Origin of the sequence: Sulfurimonas sp. NW9, from assembly GCF_051132275.1 — a bacterium.
Lineage (GTDB): Bacteria > Campylobacterota > Campylobacteria > Campylobacterales > Sulfurimonadaceae > Sulfurimonas > Sulfurimonas hydrogeniphila.
The window spans coordinates 1,523,970-1,536,773 of the sequence record NZ_CP093236.1; the positions used below are offsets into that span (position 1 = coordinate 1,523,970).

The 12,804-nt window shown below is 37.4% G+C and carries 8 protein-coding genes and 1 pseudogene; 6 read left to right on the top strand and 3 right to left on the bottom strand.

Annotation, left to right across the window (positions count from 1 at the left end; all coding sequences use genetic code 11):
• Positions 1–45 precede the first annotated feature (45 nt).
• From MLC44_RS08650 to MLC44_RS08660, 3 genes and pseudogenes are all read left to right on the top strand, one after another.
• A pseudogene (locus tag MLC44_RS08650) lies at positions 46–2,666 on the top strand (valine--tRNA ligase).
• Position 2,667: 1 nt separating this feature from the next.
• Positions 2,668–4,206 (top strand): SulP family inorganic anion transporter, encoded by a 1,539-nt coding sequence (locus tag MLC44_RS08655; RefSeq protein WP_346388921.1) that lies wholly within the window; start codon positions 2,668–2,670, stop codon positions 4,204–4,206.
• 91 nt (positions 4,207–4,297) lie between these two features.
• Positions 4,298–6,160 (top strand): diguanylate cyclase domain-containing protein, encoded by a 1,863-nt coding sequence (locus MLC44_RS08660; protein WP_434656952.1) that lies wholly within the window; start codon positions 4,298–4,300, stop codon positions 6,158–6,160.
• Between the two features lie 3 nt (positions 6,161–6,163).
• Here MLC44_RS08660 and MLC44_RS08665 read toward each other — a convergent pair whose 3' ends face one another.
• Together MLC44_RS08665 and flgH are read right to left on the bottom strand one after the other, a co-directional pair.
• A complete protein-coding gene (locus MLC44_RS08665) occupies positions 6,164–7,579 on the bottom strand; it encodes a hypothetical protein (protein ID WP_434579944.1) in 1,416 nt (471 codons plus the stop codon).
• Positions 7,554–8,276, bottom strand: coding sequence for a flagellar basal body L-ring protein FlgH (gene flgH / locus MLC44_RS08670; RefSeq protein ID WP_151900064.1), 723 nt, complete (start codon positions 8,274–8,276; stop codon positions 7,554–7,556). The genes MLC44_RS08665 and flgH overlap by 26 nt, the downstream gene beginning before the upstream one ends.
• 72 nt (positions 8,277–8,348) lie before the next feature.
• On the opposite strand from flgH, the gene MLC44_RS08675 reads away from it, so the two are divergent.
• Positions 8,349–8,792: a GatB/YqeY domain-containing protein gene (locus tag MLC44_RS08675; protein WP_346388924.1), complete on the top strand. Its 444-nt coding sequence runs from the start codon at positions 8,349–8,351 to the stop codon at positions 8,790–8,792.
• A gap of 3 nt (positions 8,793–8,795) precedes the next feature.
• Here MLC44_RS08675 and MLC44_RS08680 read toward each other — a convergent pair whose 3' ends face one another.
• Complete coding sequence (locus MLC44_RS08680; RefSeq protein ID WP_434656954.1) at positions 8,796–11,840, bottom strand: MutS-related protein; 3,045 nt, start codon at positions 11,838–11,840, stop codon at positions 8,796–8,798.
• Positions 11,841–12,262: 422 nt separating this feature from the next.
• On the opposite strand from MLC44_RS08680, the gene MLC44_RS08685 reads away from it, so the two are divergent.
• The gene (locus MLC44_RS08685; protein ID WP_434656956.1) at positions 12,263–12,490 is read left to right on the top strand and encodes a hypothetical protein; all 228 of its coding nucleotides are present in this window, start codon (positions 12,263–12,265) and stop codon (positions 12,488–12,490) included.
• A complete protein-coding gene (locus tag MLC44_RS08690; RefSeq protein ID WP_151900059.1) occupies positions 12,477–12,761 on the top strand; it encodes a type II toxin-antitoxin system RelE family toxin in 285 nt (94 codons plus the stop codon). The genes MLC44_RS08685 and MLC44_RS08690 overlap by 14 nt, the downstream gene beginning before the upstream one ends.
• Positions 12,762–12,804: the final 43 nt, after the last annotated feature.

Consider the following 12,804-nt stretch of genomic DNA (forward strand, 5'->3'; position numbering starts at 1 on the left):
GATATAATCGCGCAATTTTAATTTAGATAATTTAAGGCGCGCACTATGTCAGACAACAAATACAATCCACAAGAAACCGAAAACAAATATTATAAAATTTGGGAAGAAAGAAAATACTTCGAAACAGACGGAAACAAAGCCATACAAGAAGAAAATAAAAACTTCTCTATTATGATGCCACCGCCAAACGTAACAGGACGACTGCATATCGGGCATGCTCTTACCTTTACACTCCAAGACATCATTACCCGCTACAAACGCATGGACGGCTACAAAACACTTTGGCAGCCGGGAACGGACCATGCAGGAATTGCCACACAAAATGTTGTTGAAAAACAACTCTTAGAACAGGGACTCACGAAAGAAGAGATAGGACGCGAAGCATTTTTGGAAAAAGTCTGGGCATGGAAAGAAGAATCTGCCGGCATAATGACAGAACAGCTTCGTAAAATGGGCGTAAGTCCTGCCTGGGAGAGAGAGCGCTTTACCATGGATGAAGGTCTGCAAAAGTCAGTCAAAGAAGCTTTTGTCCATCTCTACAATGAAGGTTTGATTGTTCGCGGAAACTACATGGTAAACTGGTGCACACATGACGGGGCCCTCTCAGATATCGAAGTAGAACACGAAGAAGAAGATGGTAAGTTTTACCATATGCTTTACCATTTTGCAGATGGCAGCGGCAGTGTTGAAGTGGCGACTACACGACCTGAAACCTATTTTGGAGATACTGCCGTCATGGTACATCCTGATGATGAAAGATACAAAGACATCATAGGAAAAGAAGTTGTTTTACCGCTTCTTGATAGAAAGATTAAAATTATTGCAGACGCTTATGTCGATACGGAGTTTGGAACAGGTGTCGTAAAAGTCACGCCTGCACATGACCAGAATGACTACGAAGTCGGGAAACGCCATGATTTGGAATTTATTACGGTTTTTGATGAAAAAGGTATTTTAAATGACTATGCCGGAGAATTCAAAGGCATGGAACGCCTTGAAGCACGAGAACCTATTGTAAAAAGACTCCAGGAAGAGGGTTATATCGTTAAATAGAAGACCACAAACATCAGGTTGGACACTGTTACCGATGTAAAAATGTAGTAGAGCCGTATATTTCAAAACAATGGTTTGTTCGCAAAGAAGTCGCTGACAAATCATACAAAAAACAAATGCAGGTGAAGCAAAATTTTTCCCGCCGCACTGGATAAACTCCTTACAATTCATGGATGGGTGAACTCCGTGACTGGTGTATAAGCCGTCAACTCTGGTGGGGACACCAGATTCCTGTTTTTTACTGCGGGGATTGTGACCATGAATGGGCAACAGAAAATGAACACCCGACTGAGTGTCCAAAATGTGCTTCAAAAAACATCTCTCAAGACCCTGATGTACTCGATACATGGTTTTCTTCTGCTTTGTGGCCATTCTCTACACTTGGCTGGGGTCAAGGTGATACCGAGATGGACAAGCTTTTTCAATCACAGGATATGAAAGATTTTTATCCAAACTCTTTGCTTATTACCGGTTTTGACATTCTTTTCTTCTGGGTTGCAAGAATGATGATGATGGGCGAACATTTTATAGGAGAACTGCCGTTTAACCACATCTATCTGCATGCGCTCTTGTGCGTGATGAACACGGTCAGAAAATGAGCAAATCAAAAGGCAATGTCATTGATCCTCTTGATATGGTCAATAAATACTCTGCTGATATATTACGCTTTACTCTTGCCATTTCTGCTGCTCAGGGACGTGATATACGAATGAGTGTTGACAAACTCGAACAAAACCGTAACTTTACAAACAAACTCTACAATGCAAGCAAATACCTGCAGATGAATGGTGATACTTTTCCTGATATGGAGAGTTTTTGTGTTGAGACCGATCTTGGTCGTTATGATGAGCCGTTTGAATTTTGCTACAAAAGAGGTTCGTACCTATCTTGATGAGTACAAGTTTAACGATGCCGCCCTTACAATGTACCGTTTCTTATGGAATGAATTTTGTGACTGGGGTATTGAGTTGAGTAAAGCAGACAAAGCATCCATCATAGAACTTGGTGCAATTTTCAAAGAAGCCATGAAACTCCTGCATCCGTTTATGCCGTTTATCACAGAACATCTCTACCATGAACTCAGCGGCACTTCTTTGAAAATACTGATTCTATTATGATTAAAAATTTCCACATAAAACAAAACAGCGCAAAGAAGAAAAAACATTTGCCATTATGGATGCCATCGTCTCCATTCGCCGTGCAAAAGTTTTGGTTGATCTGGCAAATCAGAAAATCAAAAAGCCTATGTGAAAATTGACGGTCTGAGCGAAAAAGAAAAGGCAATGATGTTGCCTTTTATCGCAAAACTTGCAAAAGTGGAAGATGTAGAATTTACCGATACAAAAATAGAAAATGCGGTCAGTGACATCGCAGACAGCTGCGAAACTTTCATTCCGACAGATTCTATTGATTTGACACCGATTATCAACAAACTGACAAAACAGGATGAAAAACTCCAAAAAGAGATAGGCAAACTGAGCGGGATGCTGAACAATGAACGCTTTGTTGCGAATGCTCCGGCAGATGTTTTGGCAAAGAATCGTGAAGCACTCAAAGAAGCAGAAGCCAAACGTGAAAAAGTTTTAGCACAACTAGATTCACTAAAGGCATAATTTGTTTGATATAAGAAAATACACCTCTCCAAATATAAAAAACGATATTTTATCAGGTCTTGTTGTTGCAGTGGCACTGGTACCTGAAGCTATTGCTTTTAGCTTTATAGCAGGTGTCAGTCCTATTGTAGGACTTTATACTGCTTTTATCTTAGGTGTTATTACTGCACTTATCGGTGGAAAACCGGGAATGATCAGCGGAGCTACCGGCAGCGTCGCTGTTGTTATAGTCGGGCTTGTTATAGAAGCAAACCTAAAACTCACAGCACAGGGGTTTAGCGGAGATGAACTCTACTTCCATATGCTCCACTATGTTTTGCTGGCAACCATCATAGCAGGACTTATCCAGGTTGCTGTAGGAGTGCTGAAATTTGGAAAATTTATCCGTCTTGTTCCCCAACCTGCCTTATATGGTTTTGTAAACGGTCTGGCAATCGTTATTGCCATGGCACAGTTTAAATTCTTTGAGGGACAGGGTTTAAATATGTATGTTATCGTAGCCATTACCATGTTTATAATGTACTTCTTGCCAAAATATACAAAGGCTGTTCCCTCAGGACTTGTTGCCATCGTCCTTTTAACACTTGTGGTGTATTTTACTCATTTAGACACACTCACCGTCGGAGCATTGGCCGATTTGTCAGAGTTTAAAGGGAAACTGCCGCATCTCATTATTCCCGATACGCTTTTTAGTATGGATGCCATTGTCATGGTTCTTCCTTATGCTGTTATTATGGCTCTTGTCGGTCTTATAGAATCACTCTTGACACTTGCAGTTTTAGATGAAATGAGTGGGACAAGAGGCAGTGGAAACCAGGAGTGTATCGCTTTGGGAACCGGAAATATCGCCTGTGGATTTTTTGGAGGCATGGCGGGATGTGCAATGATCGGGCAGAGTATCATCAACTATACATCAGGCGGTCTCGGACGGCTTTCCTCATTTACGGCAGCTGTCGGACTTTTGATCTTGGTCATCTCTTTAACAGATGTTTTAAATGCCATTCCAGTCGGTGTTCTTGTGGGTATTATGTTTATGGTGAGTATAGGAACATTTGAGTGGTCGAGCTTCTCACATCTCAAACATATGCCTCGTGCCGATGTTTTTGTTATGGTCGTTGTGACAATTATAACAGTTGTAGAAGATTTGGCTGTTGCAGTCATAGCCGGTGTTATCATCTCTGCACTTGTATTTGCATGGAAGCATGCACGCATCTGGGCAAAAACACATACAGAAGCAGACGGAACAAAAGTATATGAACTTGAAGGTCCGCTCTTTTTTGCAAGTGCTACAACTTTTTCAGATAATTTTGACATTCCAAATGATCCGCCAAAAGTTGTCATTGATTTTAAAAATGCGAGAGTATTGGATTTTTCCGGTGTCGAAGCCATAGATTCTCTCGTAAAAAAATATGAAGATGCCGGCAAAAATCTTCTTTTGCGCCACTTAAGTGATGACTGTAAAAAAATCATGAAAAAAGCCGGACCGCATTGCAGTTATGAAGAAGATGATCCGACATACAAGGTTGCTATTAATTATTAAATTGTGTTTCAATGTGAAACATGATTTTAACTTTTAACATTTTCAATACATGTAATGATATCTTTTAATCTATATCAGCATATCATTAAATATGAATTTAAAATCTTTGCAGATAAAAATTATCCTTATTTTTTCTCTTCCTGCCATTGCATTACTTTACTTTTCCTATTCTTTGGTAAATGAAAACTATATCAAGTATAAGAACAGTACTTCCTATGCATTCTCTGCAAAACAAACAAAAATTCTCAGTAAACTCATTCATAATTTACAACTTGAAAGAGGACTGAGTGCAGGGTACCTTGTTTCAAAAGATGAAATAATCCGAAAAAATCTGGAAAAACAGTATAAGCATACAGACAGTGCCTATCAGGATCTGATTCATTTTTCAAATGCATATCAGTATCTTAAAAAGCAGTTTCATTCTATTACGGCAGTGAGAAGAAAAGTTCTTAAAACACAAATCAGCTTTTGGGATGAAATGCAATATTATAATACCCTCAATAAAGAACTGCTTCAGGCTATTACTGCACTGATGCATAATTTAGAATCAAAATCATATAACGGCAAAGCCCTTATTGAACTTCAAAAACTTAAAGAGTATGTGGGACAGGAAAGAGCGTATGTTTATAACCAGATACTCGCTCCCAAAAAAAATGAAAAGTATATACATTATATTCATCTCCTGCAGGAAAAAGAGAAAAAGCTCCAGACTATTTTTTACATATGTGCTTCAAAAAACACACAAAATATTTTCAAACAACTCATACAAAAAGAGACTGTACAAAAAACAGCTGCCTTACGAACAATGTTTTTTCAGAATAAACTCTCATCCAAAGAAGATGCAAAAATATGGTTTCAGACTGCTTCACAATACATTACACAACTTTACAATGTGTCAAGCCACATTCTCAATACCATTGTAACAGATGCCCTGCAGACACAAAAAGATATAAAACGGGTTTTTACATATACAATTATCTTCTGGATTCTCTCTTTTATCTCTTTTTTTCTCCTCCTCTATTATATTAACGCTCTTATCAGAAAAGAGGACAAACTTCTTGCAAAAATACGTATAGCTTCCCATACATTCGACTCACACGAGGCTATAGTCATTACTGACAAAAACGGTGTTGTACTTGAAGTCAATAAATCTTTTACCAGAATTACAGGATATAAAGCAAATGAGATTATAGGACAAACCACAAAGCTGCTAAAATCGGGCAAACACAGTAAAGAATTTTATGCCAACATGTGGCATCAACTCCTTTCATCCGGACAATGGAAAGGTGATATTTACAACAAACGTAAAAACGGTGAAATTTATCCTGAAAGACTCTCTATTACTGCTATTAAAGATAAAAACGGTGAAATTATTAATTTTATTGCACAGTTTTATGATATTTCAGACTTAAGAAATGCACAGGAAGAGGCTCAATATCAGGCAAATCATGATTTTCTCACAGGACTCATGAATAGAAAAGCTTTATTGCAAAGACTCCATGAAGAGAATGCAAAGGCAATCAGACATAGCTTTATTCATGCTTTTTTATTTATAGACTTGGACAATTTCAAACAGGTCAATGACACCTATGGCCACCATGTCGGAGATGAACTTCTCATTCAAGTCTCACACAGAATGAGAAGCATCTTAAGAGAAGAAGATATTCTTGCAAGAATCAGCGGTGACGAGTTTGCAATCATTTTAGTAAATATAGCAGAGACAAAAGAGGCCGCCAAAGAGTATGCACAAAAAAAATGCCACTCTATCATAGAAGCCCTCTCTCGTACATTTGTCATTGAAGGAAATGAAATTCACATTGGTGCAAGTATAGGCATTAAAATCTTTCCCGATGAAAAACACAACATAGAAAATATTATGAATGATGCCGACAAAGCCATGTATGTTGCCAAAAAAAACGGAAAAAACAGTTGTTCGATTTACAGTGAGATTTGAATCCTATTTTACATAAACAAAGCTTTCGGGTATGACAGATCTGTACTTGGGGATACTTTGTCCCAAAGAAGCATTTATATATGTCGGATCCGCTACAACATACCTTTGTCCTGATACCTGTACACTCTCCCCTGCCATCGGTACATGTAAAGCAGTACTCATGTGATCTTTATACTGAACACCCACAATACCAATACCAAACAAATCTTTCACCAAACGGGCATACAATACAGCTCTGTCCTCGCAATCTGATTTTTTATAATAAAGTGTTTCCTCTGCAAACATAACTTTTTCTCTGCCAAACTGTTCCTGATCACGCTCATATATAAAAGCTTTTTGTACAAAATGCAGTACAAAATCCAAAGCTTCACTTGCTTTTTTGTTCTCAGTATATTTCTTGATATCCCCTGCTATGTCTTTATATGTCTCATACTCCAAAGGTGCATTGAAAAAAACTTTATATTCCACCTGAGGATATGTTTTCATAAAATCTATGAGATTTTGGTTATACCGATAAGAAAAAGTGTAAACTTTTCCATGTTCTTTAAAAGAAACAGTTTTTGTTTGGATTTTTTTTGCAAGTACAGGAAGTGTTTTTAACGTAAAATCAAGTGCTTTTGTTGCATCAGGATAATCATTTTTATACGTATAGACTTTTGCAATATTTTCTTTGTTATATTTAGAAATGACATAAAATTTTCTATTGTCCAGTGTATAGTTTGGTGTAGAGTAGATCTTGCCTTTGACGCTGTGAAGTAAAACTATATGTTTGTCTGCACCCAAAGCTACACGGACTCTGTAGCCAAGCTTATTCAACAAAAACCAGCTCAATAATTTTTCATTATCCGGTGTAGAAAAAAGAGTATAGGAGAGTCTGTTTATTAAAAGATAAACTCCCCAGTCATTGAGATGCATCTCTTTACATGTACTCTCAATCCCGTACAAAAGGCTGTCGTAATCACTTGTCGCCACAACACTGAAAAAATTCTCAATCCCCTTTTGTGTTCTGGGATAAAAGTTGGCGTTTTTTATTTTTTTATCAACATCAAATCCCAAAGATGTTCCAAAAAACTCAAAAACTGTATTGTCAGCTTTTATTTTTTTTTCCTGAGGAGCGGATTTTTTCTCAGCAAAAGGTTTTATCTTTATCACTAAATTCGGACCGACACTTCGAACTTTTTTTTGATGCAATGCCGGCACAGTCTTTGGTTTTTTCTTTTTATATAAGGGTGTTGAGATATACGCACTGTATTCTTCCCACTGCTGCTGAAGATATTTGTTGAATTCGCTGTCTTTTTTATCTTTAAAGCTGTTAAAAGATCCCGTCTGCACCTTTTTAAACTCCGCAAAACTCCCTGCATATACAGAAGTTAAAAAAAGTGCTGTAACAAAACTAAAACGGCCAAATTGATTGAACAATTTTCGTCCCCCATCCCTGTTTTGTAGCACGATCCATATCTCCCTCCGTTTTATATAATATTTTTGCATCACTGATTTGTGTAGAGTTGATTCTGTTGTATTGATCAATATCATATGGACGGATCACACCGCTTAACTGAATTATCTGCTTCTGGTCATCTATCAGAATCTCTCTTTTTCCAGAAATATAATAATTTCCGTTTTTTAAAATTTTTACAATTCTTGCCGAAATAGTTGTTGTAAAGCTTGCATCCTTTGTTGCACTTCCGGATCCCTTATAACTACTGTTTGATGTAGAGTTAAAACCTACATTCGTAAATCCGTTCAAGTCTGCTACTTTGGAGTTTACAGCAGAATTGAGACCTGTACTTGAAAACAACCCCCCTCCAAGAGCACTTGTATCAGCCTCTTGCAGCTGCTTTGTACCGGTATTTGAACTTTGTGCAGTTTCTGAAATAACTACAGTTACAATATCACTGACATGCATAGCCTTGTGATCAGAAAAAAGAGGATTTTCTCCCTGTCCGAATATACTGCCAGTCGAGGCAAAATCCTGCTGTTCCTCTTTGGCAGGCATCTGTTCAACATAGGCAGGCGGTTCAAAATTTATCTCGGGATCAGTTAAGTTTGCTGTACATCCGTTAAACAACACCACAACACAGAGAAATACAAAAGCAGTCAATTTTATTTTTTTCATCAAGAAAGTCCCTTAATTTTGTTATAATACTAGCAATTACAGTTCCATAAACAATAAACAAGGATTTTAGCAATGTCATTACGAGAAACAATCAACCAAGATGTAAAAAATGCCATGAAAGCAAAAGATACAAAAAAAAGAGATGCGCTTCGCCTCCTTACCAGTGCTTTTAAACAGATAGAGGTAGATGAACGAAAAGAGCTTAGTGATGAAGATGTCATAAAAATTATTCAGACACAGGTCAAACGCAGAAATGACGCGGCAAGCCAGTACAAAGAAGCAGGCCGTGAAGATTTAATGCAAATAGAACTTGATGAAATCGCCTACTATGAAGTTTATCTGCCAAAACAGCTCAGTGATGAAGAACTGCAAAATGAAATCAAAACCATCATTGAAAAAACAGGTGCTTCGAGCATGAAAGAGATGGGAAAAGTTATGGGCATGGCAAGTAAAGAATTAGCCGGACGTGCCGATGGAAAACGCATCAGTGATGCAGTCAAAAAAGCCTTGGCTTAAATCTTACCAGTCATCCAGGACGAAGCCCTTTGGCTCGTCATTTTCTACTTCTTTTACTTCAATATTTGTATTTATTTCAGGTGCAACAACTTTTTTTACTTCTGTTTTTTTCATCTGCTCTTCAAACTGCAACTCAAGCCCTTTGCTTGTCATTATAAAGCCGTTTACATGTAACTTGCCGTCATGTATTTGTTTGTGATGTTCTTTGCACAAAGGCACAAGATTATGTTTGTTGTCTTTGTGAAAATGCCCTATAAAACCTGCATCATCAGCCAGTGATTTTTGCGATATATGATGCACATCTTCTGCCACCGCACCGCAGATAACACATTTGGTCACATAAAGCTCTTTGTTGTACTTGGATTTTTTCTTCTTCACAAGCAGTTCAAGCTCGTCATAATCATTGGCAAGACGTTTTCTGATGGCATTGGCATTTTCCAAAAATTCATTGTCCATATGGAGCGATTTGGCAAATTCCAGTCCGTATATACTGCTGCCGCTTCCGGCTTGAAGCACACGGTTAAATATCAGTGTATCTCTTTTCTCATCATACTCCACACTCAGGTGCAAATCGACAACATTGTCAAGCGAAGTAATTTCATCCATCGTCGAGAGCTGATGCAGGTGTGTTGCAAACAAAAACAGACATCGAGTCTCGGCAAGTTTTTGTATAGCTGCAGCGACAATGGCAACGCCCGAGAGTGTTTCTGTCCCGTGGCTTATTTCATCGCCCAAAACAAGCGATTTTACGGTTGAGCGGTTGAAAATATTTTTAAGTTCAAGCATTTCCACTGCAAAGGTAGAGAGTCCCTTTGCCAGATTATCCTTAGAAACTATGCGTGTAAAGAGAGAATCAAAAATACTGAATTTCATCACCGCAGCACTCACAAAAAAACCTGACTGAGCCATTAACACCGCAATGCCGATACTCTTCATCAAAGAGGATTTTCCGCTGGAGTTTATACCGTATAAAAGTACGCCGTTAATGTCATGCCCGTCATGCACAGCCACATCAAGCATCACCGTTTTTGGATGAGGCAGGTCCATATAGTCACGGTTCCCCATCACTATATCATTGGGAACATAGAGCCCGCCCCGCTCCTGCACTTCTATCAAAGGATGGCGCAATTGCATAATCTGCATAAAATTTTCATCTTCTTGTGTTTCCACTATCATCGGTCTTGAATGTTTGTACTCCTGTGCGACCTTTGAAGAGCTCACTCCCACGTCCAGATCAGCTACATAACTGATAACTCTGTCAAAAAGAAGTGAATAACGTCTCTCAAAAAGTGCCTGAAGTTGGATATAGCGCTCTTTTACCAAAACAACAATTTTTCGGCGGTTTTTCATGATATTGTCAGAGAGTTTGTCAGTAAAAGCAGAGGTGATTTTTACATTGTTTGTCAGTTTTTTTACACTGAAATCTGCAAAATCTTCCCGCTTTTTAAATTCACTCTCAATCAAAGAGAATCTGTTTTTGCTCAAAGAGATGTAATAGCCCTCTTTTTCCAAAAGTCCCAAAGTCACCATTTTTGTCGAACTTCCTGCATTGACACTTGTCAGAAGTGCTTCGATTTTCAAAATTATATCTTCAAAAGCAAGCATCATTACGCTGTTTTCTTTGACCAAAGTATCTATCGCCTCATCCACACCGCTCATCAAAAAGTTTTCATCTACCGTGGCATTGGTAAAACGCCGTGATATATCCAAATCTATCGTTTTAGTTATATCACGCAAGAACTCTTCCACTTCACTCTCATGAAAAGGCGTTTTTTGAATTTTATGCTTTTTGACATAAAGCATCAATTCCTTGACACTTACCATAGAGTCATACATATGATTCATCTCAAAAGGATGCAGTCTGCCAAGACTTAAACGGCGAGAAAGCCTCTCAAGGTCATAAACACCCCGCATCATTTCATCCAAATACCTTACATGTGAAGCAACCCGTTCTATAAGGTTATAGCGACGTTCAAGTTCGTCTTCTTCCATTATCGGATTTAAAAGACGCTCTTTTAAGAGTCTTTTTCCTATAGCCGTTGCACTCTTGTCAAGCATTTTTAAAAGTGTGAACTCTTTTTTGTCTTTGGAAATTATCCCCATCTGCTCCAGTGCATTGTTGCCCAGATACATAAAACGGCGATTGTCTATAAGACGGGGCATCGCCATCTTCTGCACTATATGATAATCATGTTCTATCACAAAATTGATGAGAATTGCCAAGGCTTCGGTAATCATAGGAGAGCGTTCCAAATCCAGATGCTCTATAGGAGAGAGCAGTGAACGAATCTGATATACCTCTTTAAAAAGTTCATTTTGAAACTCTATTTTTGCCCGTTTGTTATTCACAGAATAGTGATAATGTTCGGGGATCTCCAGATACTGCATCACATGACGCTGGTCATCAATCCCGTCTAAAAAAGTCACAACAATTTCACTCGTTCTGTAAACATTTAAAAGATTAAAAATCTCATCAAGTGCATAAGCGGGATCTTCACTTGTCCCGTGTGTCTCATACAGCCATGTTTTCCCCGTGGTTACGTCAATGGCAGCATACCCGACCGTATAAATATCACGAAACTTGTCAATCAAAACAGAAACAATGTAATTGTCATCATTGTCAATAATATGTTCAAAATTGGTACCGGGTGAGACAATTTGAGAAATATAACGACTGATCTTAGGAGGATTTCCCTTTTGCTTGACGACTATAACCGTATACTTCTGCTCCTGAATCAAACGGTTTAAATAACGTTCAAACGAAACGGCAGGCACACCGGCAAGCAAAGGATTCTTTTCAGAATTGTCTATAATTTTTTTATTTTTTTTCGTAAGCTGTATATTTAAAAGTTCCGCTATCTCTTTGGCTTTTCCAATCTGTTCTTCATCATTATTGACTTCATACACTTCAAAAAAAGTACCGATTTCCATAAAAACAACTGTATCATTCCCATACTTCTGTTCAAAAAACCGTTGTAAATCAAAATATATCTGCGTTAAAAGTTTTTCTTTATTGTTTAATATTTTATTAACATCTGATGACTGCATGGAACTCTTTTTTACTAAGCTTTATTTAGAATATGATTATATCATAAGAAGGATTTAAAAAGCGGTGAAGAGGTGTCAAGCGCAATCCAAAAATGTACCAAAGTACAATATATCACGACAGAGTTAAGAAACAGGCAGTTTACGCTTATACTGCTTATTTTAACTCCGCCGTTGACATCACACTTACAATTTGTGAGACCGTTCAAAATTCCATAAGTTCAAATCATAAATTTGACAGAAGTATTGAAATATATGTCTAACGGGATAGGACAAGAAAAAAACTGATTTTTAAAAAGGTGCTTGAAAGCTCGTATTTTAGTGGTTTGTGGTGGACTAGGAGAGATTCGAAAAAATCCTATGCTGTTTATTTGACTTCATACACATAAAAGGTGTATAATTATACACATAAAGGAAGTGACATTATGAATACTACAAGATTAAATATTACATTACCTACATCACTTGATAATGATATTAATCGTTACGCCAAAGAGCTTAAGACAAAAAAGAGTCATCTTATAGCTTCTGCCCTTGATATGTATTTTGATTATATAGACTTAAAAGAAGCAGAAAGAAGACTTGAACTTAAAGAGCCTACAATTTCATTTGATGATATGTTTCAAGAGTTAGGTCTTGATGTATCAAATTGAATTTACATTTACCGCAAAAAAAGATTTTAAAAAAGTAAATAAACCTGATTTAAAATTTATTCGTGATAGTTTAAAAGATTTTTCGGAATTATTTTCTAAAGAATATGAAATTGCATTAATGCAAAAAGGTAAGATTAAAAAGCTTCAAGGGCAAAAAGAAGACTTATATCGTTTAAAGCTTCGTTCTTATAGAGTTATTTATAAAAAGTATGATGATAAACTTATAATTTTAGTGATACATGTAACTACTCGTGAAAGTGCTTATAAATAGGCGTTTATTTGCAATGTCAAACGAACCCTAAAAATTTGCACTA